This window comes from Leisingera sp. ANG-M1 (assembly GCF_000813745.1).
Taxonomy (GTDB): domain Bacteria; phylum Pseudomonadota; class Alphaproteobacteria; order Rhodobacterales; family Rhodobacteraceae; genus Leisingera.
Map to the genome: position 1 here is coordinate 68589 of NZ_JWLC01000004.1, position 23814 is coordinate 92402.

Annotated in this window: 26 protein-coding genes; 16 read left to right on the forward strand and 10 right to left on the reverse strand. The window is 62.9% G+C overall.

The window, feature by feature from the left end; translation table 11 throughout:
- Positions 1-47: 47 nt before the first annotated feature.
- Positions 48-884, forward strand: coding sequence for a signal peptidase I (gene lepB, locus RA19_RS02205; RefSeq protein WP_039159155.1), 837 nt, complete (start codon positions 48-50; stop codon positions 882-884).
- Positions 881-1558, forward strand: a complete 678-nt coding sequence (rnc, locus tag RA19_RS02210; RefSeq protein ID WP_039159157.1) for a ribonuclease III — start codon at positions 881-883, stop codon at positions 1556-1558. Before lepB ends, rnc begins: the two co-directional genes overlap by 4 nt.
- 82 nt (positions 1559-1640) lie before the next feature.
- On the opposite strand, the gene RA19_RS02215 is transcribed toward rnc, so the two are convergent.
- On the reverse strand, positions 1641-3023 hold the full coding sequence (locus RA19_RS02215) for a multicopper oxidase family protein (RefSeq protein WP_039159159.1): 1383 nt from the start codon (positions 3021-3023) through the stop codon (positions 1641-1643).
- A 203-nt stretch (positions 3024-3226) separates the two neighbouring features.
- On the opposite strand from RA19_RS02215, the gene era reads away from it, so the two are divergent.
- The 3 genes from era (at position 3227) to recO (ending at position 5349) form a co-directional block, all read left to right on the forward strand.
- A complete protein-coding gene (era, locus tag RA19_RS02220) occupies positions 3227-4132 on the forward strand; it encodes a GTPase Era (RefSeq protein ID WP_039159161.1) in 906 nt (301 codons plus the stop codon).
- Between the two features lie 91 nt (positions 4133-4223).
- Complete coding sequence (locus tag RA19_RS02225; protein WP_039159163.1) at positions 4224-4553, forward strand: DUF1491 family protein; 330 nt, start codon at positions 4224-4226, stop codon at positions 4551-4553.
- Positions 4554-4623: 70 nt separating this feature from the next.
- The gene (gene recO, locus RA19_RS02230; RefSeq protein ID WP_039159165.1) at positions 4624-5349 is read left to right on the forward strand and encodes a DNA repair protein RecO; all 726 of its coding nucleotides are present in this window, start codon (positions 4624-4626) and stop codon (positions 5347-5349) included.
- On the opposite strand, the gene RA19_RS02235 is transcribed toward recO, so the two are convergent.
- The 4 genes from RA19_RS02235 to RA19_RS26840 all read right to left on the reverse strand — a co-directional run bounded on the left by RA19_RS02235 (position 5333) and on the right by RA19_RS26840 (position 8800).
- Complete coding sequence (locus RA19_RS02235; protein WP_039159167.1) at positions 5333-5725, reverse strand: META domain-containing protein; 393 nt, start codon at positions 5723-5725, stop codon at positions 5333-5335. The two genes, recO and RA19_RS02235, sit on opposite strands and share 17 nt — an antisense overlap.
- 268 nt (positions 5726-5993) lie before the next feature.
- Positions 5994-6668 carry an SGNH/GDSL hydrolase family protein gene (locus tag RA19_RS02240; RefSeq protein ID WP_241479009.1) on the reverse strand — a complete coding sequence of 225 codons (675 nt, stop codon included), beginning with the start codon at positions 6666-6668 and terminating at the stop codon, positions 5994-5996.
- A 185-nt stretch (positions 6669-6853) separates the two neighbouring features.
- On the reverse strand, positions 6854-8539 hold the full coding sequence (locus tag RA19_RS02245; protein WP_039159171.1) for an acyl-CoA dehydrogenase family protein: 1686 nt from the start codon (positions 8537-8539) through the stop codon (positions 6854-6856).
- A 3-nt stretch (positions 8540-8542) separates the two neighbouring features.
- Positions 8543-8800: a hypothetical protein gene (locus tag RA19_RS26840; RefSeq protein ID WP_193748208.1), complete on the reverse strand. Its 258-nt coding sequence runs from the start codon at positions 8798-8800 to the stop codon at positions 8543-8545.
- On the opposite strand from RA19_RS26840, the gene RA19_RS02250 reads away from it, so the two are divergent.
- The 3 genes from RA19_RS02250 to dgt all read left to right on the forward strand — a co-directional run bounded on the left by RA19_RS02250 (position 8685) and on the right by dgt (position 11793).
- Positions 8685-9452 carry a sulfite exporter TauE/SafE family protein gene (locus tag RA19_RS02250; RefSeq protein WP_039159173.1) on the forward strand — a complete coding sequence of 256 codons (768 nt, stop codon included), beginning with the start codon at positions 8685-8687 and terminating at the stop codon, positions 9450-9452. The two genes, RA19_RS26840 and RA19_RS02250, sit on opposite strands and share 116 nt — an antisense overlap.
- A 24-nt stretch (positions 9453-9476) precedes the next feature.
- Positions 9477-10373 (forward strand): cation diffusion facilitator family transporter, encoded by an 897-nt coding sequence (locus tag RA19_RS02255; RefSeq protein ID WP_039159175.1) that lies wholly within the window; start codon positions 9477-9479, stop codon positions 10371-10373.
- A gap of 64 nt (positions 10374-10437) precedes the next feature.
- The gene (gene dgt, locus RA19_RS02260; RefSeq protein ID WP_241479007.1) at positions 10438-11793 is read left to right on the forward strand and encodes a dGTP triphosphohydrolase; all 1356 of its coding nucleotides are present in this window, start codon (positions 10438-10440) and stop codon (positions 11791-11793) included.
- Here dgt and RA19_RS02265 read toward each other — a convergent pair.
- The gene (locus RA19_RS02265; RefSeq protein ID WP_039159177.1) at positions 11790-12467 is read right to left on the reverse strand and encodes a methyl-accepting chemotaxis protein; all 678 of its coding nucleotides are present in this window, start codon (positions 12465-12467) and stop codon (positions 11790-11792) included. The two genes, dgt and RA19_RS02265, sit on opposite strands and share 4 nt — an antisense overlap.
- A 193-nt stretch (positions 12468-12660) precedes the next feature.
- On the reverse strand, positions 12661-14259 hold the full coding sequence (locus RA19_RS02270) for a phosphoenolpyruvate carboxykinase (protein WP_039159182.1): 1599 nt from the start codon (positions 14257-14259) through the stop codon (positions 12661-12663).
- 352 nt (positions 14260-14611) lie between these two features.
- On the opposite strand from RA19_RS02270, the gene RA19_RS02275 reads away from it, so the two are divergent.
- Genes RA19_RS02275 through RA19_RS02305 form a run of 7 tightly spaced genes read left to right on the forward strand, consistent with a single transcriptional unit; the run spans position 14612 to position 20022 of the window.
- A complete protein-coding gene (locus RA19_RS02275) occupies positions 14612-15316 on the forward strand; it encodes a response regulator transcription factor (RefSeq protein WP_039159184.1) in 705 nt (234 codons plus the stop codon).
- 51 nt (positions 15317-15367) lie between these two features.
- Positions 15368-17083, forward strand: a complete 1716-nt coding sequence (locus RA19_RS02280; RefSeq protein WP_039159186.1) for a sensor histidine kinase — start codon at positions 15368-15370, stop codon at positions 17081-17083.
- Between the two features lie 16 nt (positions 17084-17099).
- Positions 17100-17537 carry an HPr kinase/phosphorylase gene (locus RA19_RS02285; RefSeq protein WP_039159187.1) on the forward strand — a complete coding sequence of 146 codons (438 nt, stop codon included), beginning with the start codon at positions 17100-17102 and terminating at the stop codon, positions 17535-17537.
- The gene (gene rapZ, locus RA19_RS02290) at positions 17530-18408 is read left to right on the forward strand and encodes an RNase adapter RapZ (RefSeq protein ID WP_039159188.1); all 879 of its coding nucleotides are present in this window, start codon (positions 17530-17532) and stop codon (positions 18406-18408) included. The genes RA19_RS02285 and rapZ overlap by 8 nt, the downstream gene beginning before the upstream one ends.
- Positions 18409-18417: 9 nt before the next feature.
- Positions 18418-18825: a PTS sugar transporter subunit IIA gene (locus RA19_RS02295; RefSeq protein WP_039159190.1), complete on the forward strand. Its 408-nt coding sequence runs from the start codon at positions 18418-18420 to the stop codon at positions 18823-18825.
- Positions 18826-19095 carry an HPr family phosphocarrier protein gene (locus RA19_RS02300; protein WP_039159192.1) on the forward strand — a complete coding sequence of 90 codons (270 nt, stop codon included), beginning with the start codon at positions 18826-18828 and terminating at the stop codon, positions 19093-19095.
- A gap of 33 nt (positions 19096-19128) precedes the next feature.
- Complete coding sequence (locus RA19_RS02305) at positions 19129-20022, forward strand: lysophospholipid acyltransferase family protein (RefSeq protein ID WP_039159194.1); 894 nt, start codon at positions 19129-19131, stop codon at positions 20020-20022.
- A gap of 86 nt (positions 20023-20108) precedes the next feature.
- Here the strand turns inward: RA19_RS02305 and RA19_RS02310 are convergent, their stop codons facing one another.
- Positions 20109-20984, reverse strand: a complete 876-nt coding sequence (locus RA19_RS02310) for a 3-hydroxybutyryl-CoA dehydrogenase (RefSeq protein ID WP_039159196.1) — start codon at positions 20982-20984, stop codon at positions 20109-20111.
- A 153-nt stretch (positions 20985-21137) separates the two neighbouring features.
- Between RA19_RS02310 and RA19_RS02315 the strand changes: the two genes are divergently transcribed.
- On the forward strand, positions 21138-21959 hold the full coding sequence (locus tag RA19_RS02315) for a DUF6473 family protein (RefSeq protein ID WP_039159198.1): 822 nt from the start codon (positions 21138-21140) through the stop codon (positions 21957-21959).
- A gap of 73 nt (positions 21960-22032) precedes the next feature.
- On the opposite strand, the gene RA19_RS02320 is transcribed toward RA19_RS02315, so the two are convergent.
- Positions 22033-22962, reverse strand: coding sequence for an electron transfer flavoprotein subunit alpha/FixB family protein (locus RA19_RS02320; protein WP_039159200.1), 930 nt, complete (start codon positions 22960-22962; stop codon positions 22033-22035).
- Positions 22962-23720 (reverse strand): electron transfer flavoprotein subunit beta/FixA family protein, encoded by a 759-nt coding sequence (locus tag RA19_RS02325; protein WP_039159202.1) that lies wholly within the window; start codon positions 23718-23720, stop codon positions 22962-22964. Before RA19_RS02325 ends, RA19_RS02320 begins: the two co-directional genes overlap by 1 nt.
- Positions 23721-23814: the final 94 nt, after the last annotated feature.

A 23814-nucleotide genomic window follows, 5' to 3' on the forward strand; every position in this document is an offset into this window, starting at 1 on the left:
GTCTGGCCCGCATGTAGCCCCGGACCCTTTTCAATCCGGAGAGCCTGATGACGGCCAAAGCAAAGACCAGCAGCTCGATTGTCGAGACCATCAAGACCATCGTTTATGCGCTGCTGATCGCCGGTATCTTCCGCACCCTGTTCTTCCAGCCGTTCTGGATCCCCTCGGGCTCGATGAAAGAGACCCTGCTGATCGGGGATTTCCTGTTCGTGAACAAGATGGCCTATGGCTATTCCTACGCCTCCTGCCCCAGCGTGCGCATCCCTGCTGTGGGGCTGAACATCGACGCAAAGGACATCTGCGGCTTCTTGGACGGCGACAACTCCCGCCTCTTGGGCAGCGAGCCTGAGCGCGGCGATGTGGTGGTGTTCCGTCATCCGGTCAACGGCAATGATTTCATCAAGCGGCTGGTCGGCCTGCCGGGCGACAAGATCCAGATGAAGAACGGCGTGCTGTTCATCAACGGCGAAGCGGTCAAGCGCGAAGACGCAGGCCAGTTCGAGGAAGTGATGGAACGCCAGGGGCCGCAGGGCTCCTTCCCGCGCTGTGAAAATGCGCCGGTGGGCCAGGGCGCGGTCTGTAAAAAGTCGCGCGTCAAGGAAACCCTGCCGGGCGGCAACGAGCACATCGTGCTGAACATCACCAACCAGGGCATGGACCACACCGGTGTCTACCAGGTGCCGGACGGGCATTTCTTCTTCATGGGCGACAACCGCGACAACTCCTCGGACAGCCGCCTGCCGCAGTCCGCGGGCGGGGTTGGCTTTGTGCCGTTTGAAAACCTCATTGGCCGCGCTGACCGGATCATGTTCTCTTCTGCCGGGCGCTCGATGCTCTATTTCTGGACCTGGCGCGGCGACCGTTTCTTCAAGGGGATCCAGTGAAACTGTCCAAGGAACTGCGCGCGCTTGAAGAGCGGATCGGGTACCGGTTCAACCGCCCCGACTTGCTGCAGCGCGCCGTGACCCATGCGTCGGTGTCCTCGCCCAACCGCAAGGACAACCAGCGGCTGGAGTTCCTGGGCGACCGGGTGCTGGGGCTGGTGATGGCAACGGCGCTTCTTGAGCATGACAAAACCGCGACCGAAGGCCAGCTGGCGCCGCGCTTCAACGCGCTGGTGCGCAAGGAAGCCTGCGCAGATGTTGCCAAGGAGATCGACCTGGGCGCGGTGCTGAAACTGGGCCGCTCCGAGATGATGTCTGGCGGGCGGCGCAAGCAGGCGCTCTTGGGCGATGCGATGGAGGCGGTGATCGCCGCGGTTTACAAGGACGCGGGCTTTGAGGCCGCGGCCGAGATGATCCTGCGCCTCTGGGGCAGCCGTATCCATCAGGTGGAAACCGACGCGCGCGATGCCAAGACCTCGCTGCAGGAATGGGCGCAGGCGCGCGGGCAGAAAGTGCCGGTCTATGCCGAGGTCTCCCGCAGTGGCCCGGACCACGCGCCGGTCTTCACCATCGCCGTGCGTTTGCAGGATGGCACCGAGGCACAGGCCACCGCAGGTTCCAAGCGGCAGGCTGAACAGGCCGCAGCCAAGACGCTGCTGGCGCAGCTGGGCTAAAGCATTCAGCAAGACCGAAACGCCTGGCGGCACGCCGGGCAGCGCCTGACCTCAGTATTCCGTCTCATGAGCTGACTTTAGTTCAAGCCACCCGGATATAGCCCGCGAGCCCGGTCTTCTGGTGCTCAATCACATGGCAGTGGAAGGCCCAGTCGCCCGGGTTATCGGCTACCAGTGCGATCTCGGCCACCTCGTCTTTCAGCAGCAGCATGGTGTCCGTGACCAAAGGCGGCAGATTGCGCAGATTCGAGCGGATTGGGACGAAAGCCAGCCCGTGCAGGTGGATTGGATGCAGGTTCGGCGATTCGTTCCTCAGCCGCAGCACATAGCTCTTGCCGCGTTCCAGCGTGGCCAGCGGCCCGGTGCCTTTGGCGGCATCACCAGCCCATGGCGTGCGGTTGATCGACCAGAAACTGTAGCCCATCGAGCCGCAGTAGCCGTCGTTGGGCGCATCGCCCTCGGGCGTCCAGCCGAACACGAAATCGTGCACTTCGGCAGTGGAGAGGTCCGGTCGGGAAAACGGGTTGGCAGGCAGCGGCTTCAGCTCTCTCAGGTCCCTTGCCAGGTCCGCACCAATTGCCCGCAGCTGCGCCATGGTGCGGGTGGGCTGGCCTGGAAGCTCGGCCAGCAGGTTTGCGGTCTGGCCCTCTCCGCCGGGCATCTGCACCGCAAAATCCACCCGCTGGCCGGGGCCGACTAGCAGCGGCTCGCCGGCAGAGGGCAGGGGCACGTTGATCTCCACAGGATGCCCGTCCCAGGCAATGATGCGGGCCTGTTCCGTGCTGAGATGCAGCTTGTAGATCCGCGTGGTGTCGGTGTTGACCACGCGCAGCCGCACCAGCCCGCCAGCCGGATGGTCATAAACCGGCGCCTGCAACCAGTTGGCGGTCAGCACATTGCCATGGGTGCCGCCCCGCGCGGCCCCGCGCGCGGTGTAATAGGGCAGGAAGGCGCCGTCGCCGTCCAGCCGGAAATCGCGCAGGTTGACCACCTGATCGCCGTCACAGCCGGGGTCTTCGGCTTCCTTGATCACCATTACCCCGGTCAGCCCATGCGCCATCTGCGCCATGGTCATGCAATGCGGGTGATACCAGTAGGTGCCGGCATCGGGCGGCGTGAAAGTGTAGTCAAAACTTTCGCCACCCGCGATCGGCATCTGGGTCAGATAGGGAACTCCATCCATCCCATTTGCAATCCGCAGCCCGTGCCAGTGCATCGCGGTATAATCCGGCGTCCCATTGGTTACCCGCAAATGCATGGGCTTGCCCTGCTCGCCGAACAGAACCGGCGGCGGTGCGTCAGGCGACAGACTCACCATCCCTTCGGTAGGTTTGTTGCGGAAAGTGAAGCTGGCGGGCTGAAGTGTCAGATCCTGCGCATTCCCTGCGCTGGCCAGGCCCCAGCCTGCAGCCCCCAAGGCACCTCCGGCAGCAGCAGTTCCCAGCAGAAAGTCACGGCGGTTCATCACAGGCCTCCGGTAAGAGTGACGGTTTGGAAGGCCTGGCTTGCGGACTGGCTGGGCGCTGCAGTTGTTGCATGCGGTCTGCCACAGGTCTTTGACATAGGGCAAGCCTGTGGGATGGTGCCGGGACGCGCTCTAGAAAACAGCACTGGCCCCTGTGGGTAAAATCCTGTAGGGGGTCTGCTCTGCAAACAGGACCAGTACCCATGACCACACGCGCCGGATTCATTGCCCTGATCGGAGAGCCCAACGCGGGCAAATCGACCCTTCTGAACCGCATGGTCGGGGCCAAGGTCTCGATTGTGACCCACAAGGTGCAGACCACCCGCGCCCGCATCCGCGGCGTGGCGATGGAAGGCGACGCGCAGCTGGTGTTCGTGGACACGCCGGGCCTGTTCAAACCCCGCCGCCGTTTGGACCGCGCCATGGTTGCGGCTGCCTGGGGCGGTGCTGCGGATGCCGATGTTGTGGTGCTGATGGTCGAGGCGCACCGGGGCATCACCGAAGGCGTTGAAAAGATCCTGGAAGGGCTGGAAGAAATCGGCAAGGGCCGCACCGTGGCGCTGGCGATCAACAAGATCGACAAGGTGCCCGCTGAAAAGCTGCTGAGCCTCGCCCAGGACCTGAACAGCCGGTATAGCTTCTCCGAAACCTTCATGATCTCGGCCGAGCGCGGCCACGGTGTAGATGACCTGCGCCAGTGGCTGGCAGGCAAACTGCCGGAGAGCCCCTGGCTTTACCCTGAAGACCAGATCGCCGATCTGCCGATGCGGATGATCGCAGCTGAAATGACCCGCGAAAAGCTGACCCTGCGCCTGCATCAGGAACTGCCCTACCAACTGACCGTCGAAACCGAGAAATGGGAAGAGCGCAAGGACGGCTCTGCCCGTGTGGATCAGCTGATCTATGTGATGCGCGACGGCCACAAGGGCATTGTTCTGGGCAAACGCGGCGAGACCATCAAGGCGGTCAGCCAGGCCGCCCGCGCCGAACTGGAAGAATTCCTTGGCCGCAAAGTGCACCTGTTCCTGCAAGTGAAGGTGCGCCCAAACTGGCTGGAAGAGGCCGAGCGCTACTCTGAAATGGGCCTCGACTTCAAAGACGGCAATTGAAGCGCAGCCCTTTGCCCTTCTTCTGGCCCAAAATATCCCCGCCGGAGGCTCCTGTGCTCGCAACCGTTACTAAAGCCGGAGATAGCGCGCAATGACCCGCTTCACCGCGGAATTCTGGGTGCAAGCCTATCTCGCCCGGCTGCGGCTGATGGACATACCCGCCTTTGTTACCTCTCATGGCGACGACACGGCTGGTGCCGTGCTGGTCAAACTCAACACGCTGGATGGCCAGGCCTGCGCCTTTCACCGCACCTATGACCTGATGAGCGGCACGCGCAAATGGGATGAACTAGCGGCAGGTGCCGAAGCGGATGTGGACGCTTCGATCCGCCGCCAGCAGGAGTTTGACCCGGATCTCTGGGTGGTAGAGGTCGAGGACCGGCAGGGCCGCCACTTGCTGGACGAACCTGGGCTGGAGTAGGCCCCGCCACTTGCAGGCGCCGCTGCAATCGGCTCTGCTGGCACTGTCCGGATGACTGGGAGGCCCGCCTTTGGAGTGGCGTGATCACGGCATATTGCTTTCGACGCGCCGCCATGGCGAGAATTCGGCGATCATCGATGTGTTCACCGAAACGCATGGCCGTCACGCGGGCGTGGTGCGCGGCGGAGCCGGCCGCAGGATGGCGCCGGTGCTGCAGCCGGGGGCACAGCTGGATCTCACCTGGCGGGCCCGCCTCGAAGAGCATCTGGGCAGTTATGAGGCCGAACTGCTGCGCAGCAGGGCAGCGGCGGCCTTGTCCGGCCGGCTGGCGCTGGCGGGGCTCAACGCGGTGACGGCGCTGCTGGGTTTCTGCCTGCCGGAACGCGAACCGCACCCCGCGCTTTACCGCCGCAGCGAAAACCTGCTGGATCTCCTGGAGAACGCGGAGCTTTGGCCGCTTGCTTATCTGCGCTGGGAACTGGCGCTGCTGGAGGAATTGGGGTTCGGACTGGACTTCACGGCCTGCGCGGTGACTGGCCGCACCAGGGGCCTGGAGTTTGTGTCCCCCAAGTCGGGCCGGGCTGTTTCACGTGAAGGCGCAGGAGACTGGGCCGACCGGCTGCTTCCGCTGCCGCCGGTCATGCTGGGAGAAGGTGCTGCGGAAGACGCCGAGATTGCGCAGGCGCTGCGCACAACCGGCTATTTCCTGGAAACGCATCTGGCACCATCGCTGGGCAGCCGGCCGCTGCCGGAGGCGCGGGGGCGGTTTGCGGACCTGCTCAGCCGCCGCTCGTGAACAGCATTTCGCGTCCCTGGACATTGCTGAGGATCAAAACATTTCCGGAGACCTCGGCCAATGTCATCTCTTGCAGTGCATGCAGGAAGGCCTGTTCGGCCTCCGGCTGCGGACAGCTGTCCTGAGCCGCCGCTATCGCACTGGCTTCAAACCAGGGGTAAGGCGCAGTTTGCTTGCCTTGAAACCGGCCGCAGGGCGCCTGGCCGGCAATGAGGCCTGGTGCGGGAAAGCGCAGGCTGGCGGCGGCAGGAAAGACTTTGCCGTCAATGCTGGAGAGGCGCCACAGTTTACCGGCTGCGCCATAGGCGGAGAGGGTTTCGTCACTGGTGCACGCACCGGTGAGCAGAAATGCGAGGATCCAGGCAGTGCGCGGCATCGGCGGCCCTAGTTGCTGTAACACACGGCACTGTGGAAAGGGGCTGTGCCAATTGCAAGGCTGTGCCCGGAAAACGCCCTGGAAGCGCTCCCGCCCGTCGCAGCGGCATTGCAAATGCCGTGCTCCCGTTGGGCCGGGCGCCGCGCGATGCGCGGCGCGGGTGTTCCCGTTTCAAAGATCCGCTGCCGCGCCGTGCGCAGCACGGCGCCACGCCCAACGCTGGAGGCGCATTCCGTGAATGCGCCGGAGGGGGCGGGAGGGCTTCCCTTCAGTTGGTCTGGATGATCCCGGCCACCTTGCGGCCGATTTCGCTGCTGGCCTTGACTGAAGGGTGGATCATGTCGAGCGCGTGGTAGGAGCGGTCGCCGAACGGCACCATGTCCTTGAGCGACAGGAAGTAAATGCCTTCGTCCAGCGCCGCCAGCCGTTCGATGCGGGTCTCCAATTCGTTGCCTTCGTCGCGGCAATGCTCGATCAGTGAGCCCACGCCGGGGCTGCGCAGGTAACCGACATAGATCACCTTGGCACCGGTAGCGCGCAGATCCGACAGCATGCCCGGAATGGCGCCCTTGCGGCCGTCGCTGGAAATCAGCTTGTCCATCTTGCGGTTGCAGGCAAAGCAGCCGCAGCCGAGCCAAAGGTCGTTGCCGCCGCCGTTCACGATGACCCAGTCCCATTTGCCAGGCCGGTACTGGTTGCGGATCTGCATTCCGGCCGCGGCAGAAACCGGCAGCTTGTAGATGACCCGTGCCGCTGAGACCGACCGGTCCACCACCGGCTCCTGCAGTTCCCGGGCCACGGTGTCCGCAATCGACTTGCCTGCCAGGCTATGCCAGGCCATCAGGGAATCCCCCATCGCCAGAATACGGGAAGGCTGCTCTGTCGGCACAGCATCGCCGCAGGCCGAAAGCAGCATCAGAAACGGAAGCAGGAAGCAGCGCAGAATGGTCATGGTTACTTGTTAACCACGAATCGTTGCGGACCGAACAGCCAGGATTGGAAACAGTCTTATTCCTGGCAGGCATTGCAAGGAGGCCGCATCATCCGGGGGTGCCGCGGCAAAGAAAAGGCCCGGCGCGCAGGCCGGGCCTAAGCGGGAGTGCTCCCGGTCTCTGATGGCTGCGGCCGTCAGCCCAGCAGGCGGCGGGCGATGACCTGTGCCTGGATCTCAGCAGCGCCTTCAAAGATGTTCAGGATCCGGGCGTCGCACAGCACGCGCGAGATCTTGTACTCCATCGCAAAGCCGTTGCCGCCATGGATCTGCAAGCCGTTGTCTGCCGCCGCCCAGGCAACACGGGCGCCCAGCAGCTTGGCCATGCCGGCTTCCAGGTCGCAGCGGTGGCCGTGGTCTTTTTCCCAGGCGGAGAAATAGGTGAGCTGACGGGCGATCATGATTTCCACCGCCATCATCGCCAGCTTGCCGGAGACGCGCGGGAAGTTGATCAGCGATTTGCCGAACTGCTTGCGCTCCTGCGCGTACTGCATGGCGATGTCCAGCGCCGACTGCGCCACGCCGATGGCGCGGGCTGCGGTCTGGATGCGGGCCGATTCAAAGGTCTCCATCAGCTGTTTGAAACCTTTGTTCTCCTCGCCGCCCAAGAGGTTTTCGCCCTTCACATGGAAGTTGTCGAAACCCAGCTCGTATTCCTTCATGCCGCGGTAGCCGAGCACTTCGATCTCGCCGCCGGTCATGCCTTCGGTGGGGAAGGGATGCTCGTCGGTGCCCGGGGTCTTTTCGGCCAGGAACATCGACAGCCCGCGGTGATCGGTGGTGTTGGGATCGGTGCGCGCCAGCAGGGTCATCACATGGGTGCGCGCAGCATGGGTGATCCAGGTCTTGTTGCCGGTGATCTTGTAGTTGCCGTTCTCGTCCTTCACCGCGCGGGTGCGCAGGGAGCCGAGATCGGAGCCGGTGTTCGGCTCGGTGAAGACCGCGGTCGGCAGGATCTCGGCGCTGGCCAGTTTCGGCAGCCAGTTGGCTTTCTGCTCCTCGGTGCCGCCGCAGAGGATCAGCTCTGCTGCAATCTCCGAGCGGGTGCCCAGCGAGCCGACGCCGATATAGCCGCGCGAGAGCTCCTCGGAGACCACCACCATCGAGGCTTTGGACAGGCCGAACCCGCCGTATTCCTCGGGAATGGTGAGGCCGAAGACACCCATCTCCGCCAGCTCTTCGATCACGCTCAGCGGGATCAATTCGTCCTTCAGGTGCCACTCATGGGCATTCGGCTCGACCTTCTCGACCGAATAGCGGCGGAACTGGTCGCGGATCATTTCCAGCTCTTCCTCAAGGCCGGAGGTGCCGAACATGGTGGAGCCTGCCTGCTCTTCCATCAGCTCCACCAGACGGGAGCGGGCGGCCTGGCTGTTGCCCTGCTCGCAAAGGGCCATGACCGCGGGCACCATCAGCGCACGCTGGGCATCCTGGCTCAGGCCCAGATCCTGCAGGCGGATGATCTCGCCCTGGTTCATCTGAATGCCGCCGTAAACCTGCCACAGGTACTCGCCAAAGCCGATCTGATGGATCAGCTGCTCCATTTCGCCGAACTTGCCTTCGCCCTGCAGCTTCTCGGCCCATTTCTGCATCTGGCGCAGCGAGTAGACGTAAGTAGCCAGCCAGGACAGCCCGTGCGCGGCCACCTGGTTTTCCTCGATCAGCTTGCCGGAAACGCGGCCCTCGCTGCTGACCATTTCCTTCACGGAAGCACGGGCAGCGTCAAGCAGCTGGTCCAGCGGTTCCAGGGCGGCGCCGGTCAGTGCCAGCAGGTCGGGAATGAGTGTCGGTTTCATCTGCAAGTCCTGTCCGTCATGAGCCATGAATCAGATCCTTCTTCGGTCGCCCGGTGGTAAATCATTTTGCAGGTGCAGCGCAACAAAAATACTCACAGGTGCGGCGTTTGGATCAAATATTGCGTGTTGATTTTGCCGGTGCAGCGCGGCGCGGATGTGGTAGAGCAGGGCTATGAGCGCATTGTTTTCCCTGATTTCCCCGGCTGAGCTGGCAGCCGCTTTTAGCATCGCATTGCTGGCGGGCACCGTCAAAGGCCTGGTCGGATTTGCCATGCCGATGATCTTCATTTCCGGCCTCAGCATGTTCCTGGCCCCAGATCTGGCGCTGGCGGGGCTGATTCTGCCGACGCTTGTGACCAACGGGATGCAGGCGCTGCGGCAGGGGCCGCAGGCGGCGCTGGCCTCGATCGGCAAGTTCCGGGTGTTTCTGCTGATAGGCCTGATGTGCCTGCTGCTCAGCGCCCAGTCGGTGCGGGTGCTGCCGCAGCAGGCGCTGTTGCTGGCGATTGGGGTTCCGGTGACGGTCTTCGCCTTCATCCAGCTGATGGGAAAAACCTTCTCGATCACCAATCCGACCCGCCGCAGCGAGGCCATGGTGGGCGGCATTGCCGGGCTGATTGGCGGGGTGTCGGGTGTCTGGGGGCCGCCGACGGTGGCCTATCTGACTGCTCTGGGTACCGAGAAGACCGAGCAGATCCGGGTGCAGGGGGTGATCTACGGCCTGGGCGCCGTGGCGCTGTTGCTGGCGCATGTCGGCTCCGGGGTGATGCGGGCGGAAACGGCACCTTTCTCCTTGGCTCTGATCGTGCCCGCAGTGGCGGGCATGTGGATCGGCGGCAAGCTGCATGACCGGATCGACCAGGTGCTGTTCCGCCGGGCCACGCTGGTGGTGCTGCTGATCGCCGGCTTGAACCTCTTGCGCCGCGGGCTGCTGATGTAAACAGTGCACAAGCGGGGAGAGGGCATGTTTCAACGCTTCAGTGCAACACAACTGGCGACAGGGTCGATCCTGATCGCGCTGGCGGTGACCGGGCTGAAAGTTGCGGCCTGGATGCTGACCGGCTCCGTTGCGCTGCTGTCGGATGCGCTTGAGTCCTTCGTGAACATCGGCGGCGCTGTGATTGCTTGGTTTGCCGTGCGTTATGCCCAGCGGCCGGCCGATGACGGCCACCCTTACGGCCACCACAAGGCGGAGTATTTCTCGGCCGTGGCCGAAGGCATCATGATCGTGATCGCCGCAGTGGTGATCCTGCATGAGGCTGTGAATGCGCTTGGCCGCCCCGCCGCAGCGGATTGGGGCACGGCTGGCCTGCTGGTCAACGCCCTGGCGATGGTGTTGAACCTTGCCTGGGCGCGGGTGCTGCTGACGGCGGGCGGACGGCTTAAGTCGCCGGCCTTGTCGGCAGGCGGGCGGCATCTGATGAGCGATGTCTGGACCTCGGCCGGGGTGCTGGCAGGTCTGGTGCTGGCACTGGCCAGCGGCTGGACTGTGCTTGACCCGCTGCTGGCGCTCTTGGTGGCGGTCAATATCCTGCGCGAGGGCTGGCTGGTGATTGCCTCCTCGGTGAACGGGCTGATGGACACCGCAGCGCCGGAAGCGGAACGCAGAAAGATCGAGGAGATCATTCATCGCATGGGCTCAGGCGCGCTGCAGGTGCATGATCTGAAGACGCGCCGGGCGGGGCAGGCGCTGTTCATCGAGTTTCACATGGTGGTGGACGGCGCCATGACGGTGCGGGCGTCGCATGGCATTTGCGACCTGATCGAGATTGCCCTTCGGGATGCCTTGCCCGAAGCGCAGGTGGTGATTCACGTGGAGCCGGAGCACAAGCTGGAGCCTGCCGGGATCAAGCCGCGCTGAAGCGTTTGCATTTCCGGCGCGCCTCCCGTTTAAGCGCTGTCAAACAGGCATAAGGAGCGGGCATATGGCGATGGATTGGAACAAGCTGCTGAATGCAGGAAGACTGTGCCGTCCGGAGTATTCCGAGCACCCGGGCCGCCCCGCCTATCTGCAGGATTACGACCGGATCCTGTTCTCGGAGCCGTTCCGCCGCCTGGCGCAGAAGACTCAGGTGCATCCGCTGCATGACCATGACCACGTGCATCACAGAATGATCCACAGCATGGAAACCGCCAGCGTCGGCCGCTCTCTGGGGGCGGGCGTGGGCGCAGTGCTGATGGCGCGGGGCAGCCTGGAGCCTGAACAGATCTCGCGCCTGGCCGGGCACACTGAGGCTGCCTGCCTGGTGCATGACATCGGCAACCCGCCCTTTGGCCATTCCGGCGAGGACAGCATCGGCGACTGGTTTGCGGCGCAGTTCCGCGCAGGCAATGGCGTTGCGGCGGAGGTGCCGCAGCATCTGCGGGCCGAGTTCGAGCATTTCGAAGGCAACGCACAGGGCTTCCGCATTGTCGGACGGCTTGAGTTTGCTCAGCGGGAGGGCGGGCTGCGGCTCAGCTATGCAACGCTGGGGGCCTTCATGAAGTACCCCTGCACCCGCCTGGTGCGGGACGAGGCTGTGGGGGCAGGCAATGCGCCCTACGTCGGCCTCAAGAAATTCGGCGTGTTCCAGTCGGATGCGAAACTCTTTGAGGAAACCGCAGAAGCACTGGGCCTGGTGGCTGAGCCTGGCGGCTGGTTCCGGCGCCATCCGCTGGCCTTCCTGGTCGAGGCCGCCGATGACATCTGCTACCGCATTCTGGATATCGAGGACGCAGCCAGCATGGGCGATCTCGACCGCGCCGAGGTCGCCGAGGCGCTGGAAGCCATCATCGGCAAACCTAATGAGGACCGCGGCCTGCCGATGCGCGACCGCATCGGCCTGCTGCGCGCCTTTGCCATCGGCCAGTCGATTGAGGCTGCCGTCACTGCCTTTATGGAGAACTATGACGCCATCATGATGGGCGAATTCAACGATGGGCTGATGGAGGTCTCCTCCAAGGCGCAGGCTTTTGCCCGGCTGAAGGAGCTGTCAGAGCAGCGAATCTTTGTGGCCAGCCGCAAGACCGAGCTGGAGATCACCGGCCGCCAGGTGCTGCATTCGGTGCTGGATCACTTTCATGGGCTCTATTCGGACCTGCGCGAGTGCAGCTGGGATGTTGAAGAGCTGCAAGCCCGGCACATCTACTGGGCCAAGCTGATCCGGGCTGTCGATCTGGACCTGCGCGGAGTTCGGGACGAATACACTGCGATGCATTCTCTCGCAGACTTCGTCTCCGGCATGACCGACCGTTATGCGCTCAAAGTGCGGGACATGGTGTCGGGGACGGTACTGCGCTAACCGGCGCGCCGGCTTTCGGCCGCCTCCCGCGCCTCGTCGCGCTTGCGCTCGGCCATGGTGTCGGTGATGCGGCTGGCCCATTGGTTGTTCTCATCCGCCAGCGCCTTGATCTCGCGGGCGAGGTAGGCAAAGCCAAGGCCCGCCTTGCCTGCGCGCGCCGCCTCGATGCCTGCATTGATCGCCAGGATCGACAGCTTTTGAACCGACCGCAGGATGTTTTCTGCAAGGTCGATGATTTCGGCATTGGCCTCTTCGGTTCGGTTCAGAGTTGTCTGCAGTTCCTTGCGCAGGGTCACCTCCGCCGAGGCATCCACTACCAGCCCTTCGAGATAAACCATCTCGCCGCTGTCGTCATAAACCGCATTGCCCCGCTCGCGCACCCAGGCCTCGGTGCCGTCCGGGCGGCTCAGCCGGTAGGCGACGTCCCAGTTCTCCTTGGCTTCGATGGCAGCATCCACATCGGCAAACACCCGGTCGATGTCATCTTTATGGGTCAGTCCGACATAGGACACTTTGGCATTGCCGAGGATATCGGATTTCGCGCAGCCGCAGAGTTTCTCAACCTGGCCGGCCATGAATTCCATGGTGAAATTCTCGTCATTGGCGCAGCGGTACACGAAGGCGCTGCCAGAGCTGAAAATGCTGTTGAATACCGTCAAAGCTTGGGTGTCCATATGTCCTCTCCCAGCGTGGCTGCTGCGCAATACGAATGTTCTCGGAATTAGTGATTCCTGAATATGTTGGGGTTCTGCCGTTAAATTAACGTATATTGGTCATTTGCGGCATCGAGTGCCCGCACATGCGGCATGCAAAAGAAAAACCCCGGCCGGAGCCGGGGTTTTCTTAACGCTTCGCTAAGGAAGGGAATCAGCCGATAGCGGCGGCTTTCACGTCCTCGTCGATGAACGGCAGGTACTGTTCGAAGTTGTCCGAGAACATCTGCACCAGCTTGGCCGCCTGACGGTCATAGGCCTCCTGATCGTCCCAGGTGCGGCGCGGATCCAGCAGCACTTCCGGCACGCCCGGCATGGTGACCGGCACATCAAAGCCGAAGTTGCTGTCCTTGCGGAACTCGGCTTCGGCCAGCGAGCCGTCCAGCGCCGCGGTCAGCAGCGCACGGGTTGCCTTGATCGGCATCCGGCTGCCAACGCCATAGGCGCCGCCGGTCCAGCCGGTGTTCACCAGCCAGCACGTTGCGCCGTGCTGGGCGATCTTCTCGCGCAGCAGGTTGCCGTAGACTTCCGGGCGGCGCGGCATGAAGGGGGCGCCAAAGCAGGTGGAGAAGGTCGGCTCCGGCTCGGTCACGCCGCGCTCGGTGCCGGCCACCTTGGAGGTGAAGCCGGAGAGGAAGTGGTACATCGCCTGCGCAGGCGTCAGCCGCGCGATCGGAGGCAGCACGCCGAAAGCATCGCAGGTCAGCATGATGATGTTTTTCGGATGGCCGCCGCGGGCGCTTTCCGATGCATTCGAGATGTAATGCAGCGGGTAGGCGCAGCGCATGTTGGCGGTCAGGCTGTCGTCGTTGAAATCCAGCTCTTTGGTGTCCTCGTCGAACACCATGTTTTCGATCACGGTGCCGAACTTCGAGGTGGTGGCGTAGATTTCCGGCTCTGCCTCGGGGTTCAGGTTGATGGTCTTGGCATAGCAGCCGCCTTCGAAGTTGAAGGTGCCGTTGTCGGCCCAGCCATGCTCGTCATCGCCGATCAGCACCCGGTCCGGATCGGCCGACAGGGTGGTCTTGCCGGTGCCCGACAGGCCGAAGAATACGGCGGTGTCGACCGGGTTGCCCTTGGCGTGGTTGGCGGAGCAGTGCATCGGCATGATGCCCTTTTCCGGCAGCAGGTAGTTCAGCAGGGTGAACACGGATTTCTTGTTCTCGCCTGCGTATTCTGTGCCGCCGATCAGGATCATCTTGCGGTCGAAGTTCATCGCGATGATGGTTTCGGACCGGCAGTTGTGCTTCTGCGGGTCAGCCTGGAAGCTGGGGCAGTTGATCACGGTGAAATCAGCGGTGAAATCGTCCAGGTCTTCGCGGTCGGGACGGCGCAGCATGGTGCGGATGAACAGGTTGTGCCAGGCCAGCTCGGTCACCATGCGGACGTTGATCGCATGTGCCGGGTCCGCACCGCCCACCAGATCCTGGACGAAGTAGTCCTTGCCCTTCATGTGCTCCAGCATGTCCTGGTAGAGCGCGTCAAAGCCTTCCGGGCTCATCGCCGCGTTGTTGTCCCACCAGATGGTGTCGCGGACGCTGTCGGATTTCACGACATGTTTATCCTTGGGCGAGCGGCCGGTGAATTTGCCTGTGGTCACAAGGAAAGCGCCGCCATTGCCCAGCGTACCCTCGCCGCGCTTCAGCGCGGCTTCGATCAGCGCCGGCTCCATGAAGTTGTAGTAGACATTGCCCAGACCCTCGATGCCCTGATCTTCGAGGCGGAATTGCGGGTTAACCCGTCCAGATGTCATGCGTTTTTTCTCCTGTGGCGGCGCGGCGGCACGCAGGCTGCGCGGCTGCGCCAATGGGGCAATAGAAACCGGCATCGCTGCCGGTGGCGGGGTCTTAACATGGGCCTTCGGGCGGTGAACAGGCCGGCTGCCCCTAGTTAGCGCCACCAAGGCGATGTTTAGCGCAACCATTGATTTAACAGCTGATTTAACACCCGCACCTGCCTGCCTGTTCAGCAGACGCTAAGGTATTTTTGCCCCAATTGGGCCTAAAGATGGCCGCGATTCTTCAAATGGGATTGATTCGGCGCATCATAAGAGCGATGAAAGTAGAAAAAACAAAACAGAACAGAGCAGATTAGGGCCAATTCCGATGTCAAAGATTGCTTTGGTGGACGATGACAGGAACATCCTGACATCCGTTTCCATGACGCTTGAGGCCGAGGGCTTTGAGGTCGAGACCTATAATGACGGCCAGGCGGCACTGGACGCGTTCAACAAGAAACTGCCGGACATGGCGGTGCTGGATATCAAGATGCCGCGGATGGACGGCATGGATCTGTTGCAGCGGCTGCGCCAGAAAACCCAGATGCCGGTGATCTTCCTCACCTCCAAGGATGATGAGATCGACGAGGTTCTGGGCCTGCGCATGGGCGCCGACGACTATGTGAAAAAGCCGTTCTCGCAGCGCCTTCTGGTTGAACGCATCCGGGCGCTGCTACGCCGGCAGGAAGCGATCAGCAGCGATGCGTCCGGCGGCAGCAGCCCCGAGACCAAGGTGATGGAGCGCGGCAACCTGCGGATGGACCCGCTGCGCCACGCGGTCAGCTGGAAGGGCAAGGACGTGTCGCTGACGGTGACCGAATTCCTGCTGCTGCAGGCGCTGGCGCAGCGTCCCGGCTTTGTCAAAAGCCGCGACCAGCTGATGGACGTGGCCTATGATGATCAGGTCTATGTCGACGACCGCACCATCGACAGCCATATCAAGCGCCTGCGCAAGAAAATGCGCAGCGCGGATTCGGATTTTGCGGCAATCGAAACTCTTTATGGAATCGGTTACCGTTATAATGAAGAATAAGCGGCACGTTTGAGCGGGGCGGTTTGCCCCCGGCCGAAGGAGAAGGCGCGCATGCGCGATACCAGCATTACGCAACGCCAGCAGGACGGCGATGTTGTTCTGGGGGAGGACTGGGTCACCCCCGAGCAATCCGTCACGCGGGAAATGCAGGTCAAGCGGGCGCGCCGGGGTCTTCTGTCGCTCAAAGGCTCGCCGCTGACCCGCAAGATCATCACTTTCAACCTGATTGCGCTGATCATTCTGGTCGCTGGCATTCTGTATCTGAACTCCTCGCGCCAAAGCCTGGTGCAGCAGCGGGCCGGCACCCTGGTGTCCGAAGCGATGCTGGCGGCCAATGTCTTCGAAGCGGAGATGCCGGCCGCGGGCGCCGTCAGTTTTGCGGCAGGCGATGGCATCCAGGCCGATGTCACCCTGTCCAGGCTCAGCTTGCGCAGCGGCGTCGAAGCTTTTGTGTTTGATACCACCGGCAACCTGATTTCCAGCGTCAAAGGCGCCGACCGCAGCGATGCTTTGAATGTCCTGAACGACAGCGGCCGCAGCCCGACCCTTATCAGCGATGCGCTGTCTGCCCTGTGGGGCATTGCCGATGGCGGCGGCTCGGCTGCCGCCGGGCCCGACGCCTCGGCCCCGGCTCTGGAAGAGCGCCTGGCAGGTCTTGTCGACCGGGCGATGAATGGCGGCACCGGGGTGGAAACCGTGGTGGATACCAGCGGCAGCCGGGTGATCTCGGCGGCAACCCCGATCATGCACAACGGCAAAGCGGTTGGCGTTATTGCTCTGACCTCGCCCACCGGCGAAGTGGACGCGCTGGTGCGCGGCGAGCAGGAGCGGGTGCTGCAAATGTTCATCGTGGCCTTGCTGGTGTCGGTTGGTTTGAGCCTGGTGCTGGCGTCAACCATTGCCAACCCGCTGGCCGATCTGGCGGAGGCGGCAGAGCTTGGCCGGGAGCGCGGCAGCCGCAAATCCAATCCCGGCCGGATCCGTATCCCCGACCTCTCCGCCCGCCCTGATGAGATTGGTCGCCTGAGCCGGGCTTTGCGCGGCATGGTCAAGGCGCTGTACACCCGCATCGACAGCAACGAGCAGTTCGCAGCCGACGTGGCGCATGAGATCAAAAACCCGCTGGCCAGCCTGCAATCCGCGGTCGGCACCCTGCGTATGGTCAAGCGCGACGATCAGCGCGAGAAGCTGATGGATGTGATCGAGCATGACGTCCGCCGCCTCGACCGTCTGGTGAGCGATATCTCCAATGCCTCCCGGCTTGATGCCGAGCTGGTCAAGGAGGAGGAAGAAGAGTTCGACCTGCTGACCATGCTGGGCAATCTGAACCAGTATCTGGGCGAAGATGCCCGCGCCAAGGGGGTCGACTACATCACCGACCTGCCTGCGCAGCCGATCCCGTTGCAGGGGCTGGAGGCCCGCTTGGCTCAGGTCTTTGTCAACCTGATCACCAATGCGATCTCCTTTTGCGAGGAAGGCGATGCCATCCGCGTCTGGGCGCGGCGCCGTGCCAACCGGGTGCTGGTGGTGGTCGAGGATACCGGCCCCGGCATCCCGGATCAGGCGCTGTCGAAGATCTTCAAGCGATTCTATTCCCAGCGCCCGGTGGAGCATTTCGGCAATAACTCCGGTCTCGGCCTGGCGATCTCGAAACAGATCGTCGAGGCGCATGGCGGTGTAATCTGGGCCGAAAACATCCGCCCGACCGAGGCTGATGTAACTTCCGAGCCGCTTGGCGCACGATTTGTGGTAGGCTTGCCCGTCTGAACCCGGTGTACCACCCATGCCTGAGCCCCAAAGCCTCATCCTGCATGCCTCCTGCGTCGCGCTGGAGGGGCAGGGGCTTTTGATCACCGGCACCTCTGGCCAGGGCAAATCGGCGCTGGCGCTGCAGCTGATGGCCTATGGTGCCCAGCTGGTGGCCGACGACCGGGTGCTGTTGCAGCTTTTGGACGGTGAGGCCGTAGCCAGCGCGCCAGAGCCGATCCGGGGGCTGGTTGAGGCGCGGTACATGGGGTTGCTGCACGCGCAGATCCGCAGTCCGGTGCCGGTGGCGGCGCTGGTCGATCTGGATGAAGCTGAGACTGAACGCCTGCCGGAACGGCAGACCGTCCGGCTGCTGGGGCTGGACGTGCCGCGGCTGAAACGCGTGGACGGTGCTCATTTCGCCCCGGCCCTGATGCAATACCTCAGATGCGGAGCCTTGGATCCTGATGCCTGATGCGGAACAGAAGGCGGTTCCGGCCGTGCTGGTCACCGGCCCGTCCGGAGCGGGGCGGACCACCGCGATCAACGTGCTAGAGGATCTCGGGTTTGAGGCCATCGACAACCTGCCGCTGCGGCTGCTGCCTGGTCTGATCGACGCGGCCGCAGCGCCGCGGCCGATGGCTTTGGGTCTGGACAGCCGCAACCGTGATTTCTCGCCTCGGGCACTGCTGGATGTGATCGACATGCTGTCGGGCCGCCGCGAAGTGAAGCTCACGGTGCTGTATCTTGATTCCCAGCCGGATGTGCTGCTGCGGCGTTATTCGGAAACCCGCCGCCGCCACCCGCTGGCCCCGGCAGAATCACCGGGCGAAGGCGTGCGCCGGGAATTGGACCTGATGGCGCCAATCCGCGACCGTGCGGATATCCTGCTCGATACGTCGGCAATGAATGTTCACCAGCTGAAGGCAGAGATCGAGCGCTGGTTTGCGCCTGAGGGGCGGACGCTGGCGCTGTCGGTGCAAAGCTTTTCCTACAAGCGGGGCATGCCGCATGGCATCGATATGGTGTTCGACTGCCGGTTTCTGGCCAACCCCTACTGGCAGCCGGAGCTGCGCCAGCTGAATGGCCAGGACGCTGCGGTGCAGGACTATGTACGGGCGGATGCCCGCTTTGAACCTTTCTTCTCCCGGATCCTGGATCTGACCCGGCTGCTGCTGCCAGCCTACCGGGAAGAGGGCAAATCGCATTTTTCTATCGCTTTCGGCTGCACCGGCGGCCAGCATAGATCGGTGACAATGGCGGAAACCCTGGCCAAGGCCCTTGCAGAAAGCGGCCAGCAAGTGTCAATTAGACATCGCGAGCTGCAAGGCCAGCAGAAGAATTGAGAGGCCGGGTTGATCGGGATTGTGATCGTAGCGCATGGCGGGCTGGCAAGAGAGTATCTTGCCGCTGTGGAACACGTTGTGGGTCCGCAGCCCAATCTCATGGCCATTGCCATCGGCCCCGAGGATGACCGGAACGGCAAACAGGATGAAATCTGCTCTGCCGCCAATACGGTCGACAGCGGTGGCGGGGTGGTGGTGGTGACCGACCTGTTCGGCGGCTCTCCGTCCAATCTCAGTCTCAAGGCCTGTGCTCCGGCGGACCGTCGCATCCTTTACGGGGCCAATCTGCCAATGCTGATCAAACTGGCGAAATCCCGCCACTTGCCAGTGGCCGATGCGGTGCGGCAGGCGATGGAAGCCGGGCGTAAGTACATCAACGCGCAAAACGTAAACCCTGACGGGGAGCAGGCATACTAAATGGCTCTGAAGACGCTGAAAATCATCAATGAAAAGGGGCTGCATGCCCGCGCTTCGGCCAAGCTGGTCGAGGTGGTCGAAGGGTTTGACGCCACGGCAGAGGTCCTGAAGGACGGTTTGTCCGCCTCTGGCGACAGCATAATGGGCCTTTTGATGTTGGCAGCCTCGAAAGGAACGACTATTGACGTCGAAACTTCGGGGCCCGATGCAGATGCGCTGGCGCATGCGCTTGAGGCCCTGGTGGCCGACAAGTTCGGCGAGGGTTACTAGCTCCTTGCCGGCAGCGGAACGGGAAAAGGCACATTGGCGGATACCGCACACGACAGGAACACCGGCACCGCGCCGGAGGCCGCTGACCAGACAGGCGAGGTCTATGACCGCCGCACGCTGACCTATGCCAATTCCTTTGATGACCGCTGGACCTCGCTGGCGATCAAGACCATCGAATGGTTCACCGGCAAACTGACCATCCTGCGCATGGTCAGCCGGTTCGAAAGGCGCAATGCCGAGTACCGCGGCCAGAAATTCTGGCGCGGTGCCCTCAACGTTATGGGCATTGAACTGCAGACGCCGGAAGAGCAGATCAACAATATTCCCGAAGACGGCCCCGTTGTGATTGTTGCCAACCACCCGCATGGGATGGTCGACGGGATGATCTTTGCCGACCTGATCGGCCGCCGCCGCCTCGACTACCGCATTCTGACCCGCTCAGTGCTGACCGGCCTGGACGAAGCGGCCACGTCTTTCATGATCCCGGTGCCCTTCCCGCATGACCCTGAAGCACAGCGCAAGATGGTCGATATGCGGGCCAAGACCATGGCTTTCCTCAAGGAAGGCGGCGCCGTGGCGCTGTTCCCCTCGGGCGTGGTGATGTCGTCAGACAGCTGGTTCGGCCCCGCGGTCGAGCGCGAATGGAACGTCTTCACCGCTCAGCTGATCCGCCGCTCCGGCGCCCGCGTGGTGCCGATTTACTTCCCGGGCCATAACTCCCGCTGGTACCAGATCGCCTGCCAGATCTCGCCGATCCTGCGCCAGGGCCTCTTGCTGCACGAGATTGTCCGCTCCTGCAACAAACCGCAGGCGCCGGTGGTCGGCAAGCCGCTGACCGATGCGCAGATGGAGCAGCTGCAAAGCGACCCGCGCGGCTTCATGGCCTGGCTGCGCGACCACACGCTCAGCCTCGGCAAAAAAGACTGACCCCGCCCTTCCTCTTGCTGGAAATATCCCGGGGGTGAATTGGCCGCAGGCCAAGAGGGGGCTGGCCCCCTCTCCGTTATGCCTGGTTACCGTGTCGGCACCGGGGCTTCGCCGCGGTAGTCATAGAACCCGCGCTGGGTCTTGCGGCCCAGCCAGCCGGCCTCGACGTATTTGGTCAGCAGCGGGCAGGGGCGGTACTTGGTGTCCGCCAGCCCGTCATGCAGCACGTTCATGATCGCCAGGCAGGTGTCCAGGCCGATGAAATCCGCCAGTTCCAGCGGTCCCATCGGGTGATTGGCGCCCAGCTTCATCGACTCGTCGATCGATTTCACCGACCCCACGCCCTCATACAGCGTATAGACCGCTTCGTTGATCATCGGCATCAGGATCCGGTTGACGATAAAGGCCGGGAAATCCTCGGCGCTCGCCGAGGTCTTGCCGAGCCGAGCCACAACCTCCTGGCAGGCAGTAAAGGTCGGCTCGTCGGTGGCAATGCCGCGGATCAGTTCGACCAGCTGCATCACCGGTACGGGGTTCATGAAATGGAACCCCATGAAACGCTCCGGCCGGTCGGTGCGGCTGGCCAGCCGGGTGATCGAGATCGACGAGGTGTTGGAGGTCAGAATCGTATGCGGCTGCAGATGCGGCTGCAGGTCCTCAAAGATCGCCTGCTTCACAGTTTCCCGTTCGGTTGCCGCTTCGATCACCAGATCGGTTGCGCCCACATCCGCCAGCTTCAGCGAGGGCACGATCCGCGCCAGCGCAGCCGTCATGTCCTCTTCGGCGACCTTGCCCTTGCTTACCTGGCGGGCCATGTTCTTGTGAATGACGCTCAGCGCGCCGTCGAGCGCCTGCTGGCTGACGTCATTCAGCACAACCTCATACCCGGCCAGTGCCAGCACATGGGCAATGCCGTTACCCATCTGCCCGGCGCCGATCACTCCAACCTTCTGAATTTCCATGCCTCAGGCTCCTGAAATATCTGCGGCAACCTTACTGGCCGCGGAAGGGAGGGCACAAGGGCGGGCGGCGGGGATTTGAGGCAAATTGTCACTTTAGGGAAATTGCAATGGTTCCCCGTCAGAGTGAGTCTCGGGTGAAAAATTGGTGGTGAAATGAGCTATGAACTCAAAAGCGCGGGGGCGCTTTCGGGGGAACCATGCAGATATGGCGAATCCAGGCTGCTGGTGCGGGGTCCGGAACGGATCTTGGACGGGCCCTATGTTGCCTTTCTCGGTGGAACCGAAGTCTACGGGCGATTCGTTGAATTTCCCTTTGTCGACTCCCTGCAAACCCAGCTGGGCATGGACTGCGTCAATCTGGGCAGCGTCAATGCCGGGCTGGACAGCTTTGTGCAGGACGAGACCCTGATCGGAATCGCCCGCGAGGCGGAAGTCTCGGTGCTGCAGATGCTGGGGGCGCAGAATATCTCAAACCCCTATTACCGGGTGCATCCGCGCCGCAATGACCGGTTCCTGCAGGCGCATCCGGCGCTGAAAACGCTTTACCCCGAAGTCGACTTCACCGAATTCCATTTCAACAAGCATTTGCTGTGCACCCTGCGCGACATTTCCGGCCAGCGGTTCGAACAAGTGCGCGAGCAATTGCAGCGCAGCTGGGTCGAGCGGATGAGCCTGCTGATTGAGCATCTCGACGGCCGGGTGCTGCTGCTGTGGCTGCGTTATGAGCTGGACGCGGGTGCCGGCTTTACCGAAGAGCCGGTTCTGATCGACCGGGCGATGGCGGATGCCCTGCGGCCCAAGGTTCAGGGCATTCTGGAACTCCGCACCGAATCGGCGGCCGCCGCGCGGGATATTGCAGGCATGATCTTCGGCCAGATGGAGCTGCCCGCCGCCCGCCACATGATCGGCCCCAAGGAACACCTGAAGATCGCCGAAGCGCTGGCAGGCCGGCTGGCTCCGCTGATCCGGGAATAGAACCCCGGCACGCTGGAACAGAAAAAGGCCCGCCATACGGCGGGCCTTCTCTTTGGTCAGCTGGAAGAGGGGCTTAGCCCACTTTGCCGGTCAGTTCCGGAACAGCTTCGAACAGGTCGGCAACCAGGCCGAAGTCTGCAACCTGGAAGATCGGTGCTTCTTCGTCTTTGTTGATTGCCACGATGACCTTGGAGTCCTTCATGCCCGCCAGGTGCTGGATCGCGCCCGAGATGCCGATGGCAACATACAGGTCCGGTGCAACAACTTTGCCGGTCTGGCCAACCTGCCAGTCGTTCGGGGCGTAGCCCGAGTCGACGGCCGCGCGGGATGCGCCAACAGCGGCACCCAGCTTGTCTGCCAGAGTCTCGATCAGTTTGAAGTCTTCCTCGGAGCCAACGCCGCGGCCGCCGGACACAACGATGCCGGCCGAGGTCAGCTCGGGGCGGTCGGAGGCGGCAACCTTGTCTTCAACCCACTCGGACAGGCCCGGGTTGTCAGCGGCAGAGATGGTTTCCACGGATGCGGAACCGCCTTCGCCGGCTGCGTCGAAGGACGCGGTGCGGATCGAGACGACTTTCTTGGCGTCGTTCGACTTCACGGTCTGGATCGCGTTGCCGGCATAGATCGGGCGCTCGAAGGTCGAGCCGTCGACAACGCCGGAAACGTCCGAGATCACCATCACGTCCAGCAGCGCAGCAACGCGCGGCAGAACGTTTTTGGCGTCGGTGGTGGCCGGAGCAACGATGTGCTCGTAGTCGGAAGCCAGGCCAGCGATCAGCGCTGCGGTCGGCTCCGCCAGGCGGTGGCCCAGGGATGCGTCCTCGGCAACCAGAACCTTGGCAACGCCTGCGATTTTCGCGGCTTCGGCACCGGCGTCAGCAGCAGAGGCGCCAGCGGCCAGAACGGTCACGTCGCCCAGCTTGGAGGCTGCGGCCACGGCTTTTGCGGTTGCGTCCAGCGCCAGCGCGCCGTCGGTCACTTCAGCAAGGAGAAGAACAGCCATTACACAGCCCCCGCTTCTTTGAGTTTCTCGACCAGTTCGTCAACCGAGCCAACCACGATGCCTGCGGCGCGTGCCGGCGGCTCTTCGGTCTTGACGATTTCCAGGCGCGGCGTGACGTCGACGCCGTAGTCGGCGGCGGTTTTCTCGTCCAGCGGCTTTTTCTTCGCCTTCATGATGTTCGGCAGCGACGCATAGCGCGGCTCGTTCAGGCGCAGGTCCACGGTGATGATGGCGGGCATCTTCACGGAGATGGTCTGCAGGCCGCCGTCAACCTCACGGGTGACTTTCGCGGTTTCGCCTTCGATGTCCAGCTCGGAGGCAAAGGTGCCCTGGGACCAGCCCAGCAGCGCCGACAGCATTTGGCCGGTGGCGTTCATGTCGTTGTCGATCGCCTGCTTGCCGCAGAGCACGACGCCGGGCTGCTCTTCCTCGACCACTTTGGCCAGGATCTTGGCAACCGCCAGCGGCTCGATGTCGGTGTGCACGTCGTCGGCAGCAACCACCAGGATCGCGCGGTCCGCGCCCATCGCCAGGGCGGTGCGCAGAGTTTCCTGGGCCTGCTTCACGCCGATCGAAACCGCAACCACCTCGTCAGCCTTGCCGGCTTCTTTCAGGCGGATGGCTTCTTCGACAGCGATTTCGTCGAAGGGGTTCATCGACATTTTCACGTTGGCGAGATCGACACCGCTGCCGTCCGCTTTGACGCGGACCTTCACGTTGTAGTCAATCACGCGCTTGACAGGCACAAGTACCTTCATTTTGCGTTCTCTCCTTAACAAACGGCAAGCCGCCACCGGCGACTCCCCTCCATGCTCTCGCGCCGTTGATACCGGCTGGTGCGGGGCTGCAACA

Excerpts from the sequence above, each read along its gene's own strand:
- RA19_RS02235 (WP_039159167.1), bottom strand. The coding sequence starts at position 5,725 with ATGCCGCGCACTGCCTGGATCCTCGCATTTCTGCTCACCGGTGCGTGC.
- RA19_RS02315 (WP_039159198.1), top strand. The coding sequence starts at position 21,138 with ATGAGCTATGAACTCAAAAGCGCGGGGGCGCTTTCGGGGGAACCATGC.
- RA19_RS02255 (WP_039159175.1), top strand. The coding sequence starts at position 9,477 with ATGTTTCAACGCTTCAGTGCAACACAACTGGCGACAGGGTCGATCCTG.
- RA19_RS02250 (WP_039159173.1), top strand. The coding sequence starts at position 8,685 with ATGAGCGCATTGTTTTCCCTGATTTCCCCGGCTGAGCTGGCAGCCGCT.
- RA19_RS02245 (WP_039159171.1), bottom strand. The coding sequence starts at position 8,539 with ATGGCTCATGACGGACAGGACTTGCAGATGAAACCGACACTCATTCCC.
- RA19_RS02310 (WP_039159196.1), bottom strand. The coding sequence starts at position 20,984 with ATGGAAATTCAGAAGGTTGGAGTGATCGGCGCCGGGCAGATGGGTAAC.
- RA19_RS02285 (WP_039159187.1), top strand. The coding sequence starts at position 17,100 with ATGCCTGAGCCCCAAAGCCTCATCCTGCATGCCTCCTGCGTCGCGCTG.
- RA19_RS26840 (WP_193748208.1), bottom strand. The coding sequence starts at position 8,800 with ATGAAGATCATCGGCATGGCAAATCCGACCAGGCCTTTGACGGTGCCC.
- RA19_RS02270 (WP_039159182.1), bottom strand. The coding sequence starts at position 14,259 with ATGACATCTGGACGGGTTAACCCGCAATTCCGCCTCGAAGATCAGGGC.
- dgt (WP_241479007.1), top strand. The coding sequence starts at position 10,438 with ATGGCGATGGATTGGAACAAGCTGCTGAATGCAGGAAGACTGTGCCGT.
- lepB (WP_039159155.1), top strand. The coding sequence starts at position 48 with ATGACGGCCAAAGCAAAGACCAGCAGCTCGATTGTCGAGACCATCAAG.
- RA19_RS02300 (WP_039159192.1), top strand. The coding sequence starts at position 18,826 with ATGGCTCTGAAGACGCTGAAAATCATCAATGAAAAGGGGCTGCATGCC.
- RA19_RS02325 (WP_039159202.1), bottom strand. The coding sequence starts at position 23,720 with ATGAAGGTACTTGTGCCTGTCAAGCGCGTGATTGACTACAACGTGAAG.
- RA19_RS02265 (WP_039159177.1), bottom strand. The coding sequence starts at position 12,467 with ATGGACACCCAAGCTTTGACGGTATTCAACAGCATTTTCAGCTCTGGC.
- RA19_RS02215 (WP_039159159.1), bottom strand. The coding sequence starts at position 3,023 with ATGAACCGCCGTGACTTTCTGCTGGGAACTGCTGCTGCCGGAGGTGCC.
- RA19_RS02280 (WP_039159186.1), top strand. The coding sequence starts at position 15,368 with ATGCGCGATACCAGCATTACGCAACGCCAGCAGGACGGCGATGTTGTT.
- RA19_RS02225 (WP_039159163.1), top strand. The coding sequence starts at position 4,224 with ATGACCCGCTTCACCGCGGAATTCTGGGTGCAAGCCTATCTCGCCCGG.
- rapZ (WP_039159188.1), top strand. The coding sequence starts at position 17,530 with ATGCCTGATGCGGAACAGAAGGCGGTTCCGGCCGTGCTGGTCACCGGC.
- RA19_RS02275 (WP_039159184.1), top strand. The coding sequence starts at position 14,612 with ATGTCAAAGATTGCTTTGGTGGACGATGACAGGAACATCCTGACATCC.
- RA19_RS02320 (WP_039159200.1), bottom strand. The coding sequence starts at position 22,962 with ATGGCTGTTCTTCTCCTTGCTGAAGTGACCGACGGCGCGCTGGCGCTG.
- era (WP_039159161.1), top strand. The coding sequence starts at position 3,227 with ATGACCACACGCGCCGGATTCATTGCCCTGATCGGAGAGCCCAACGCG.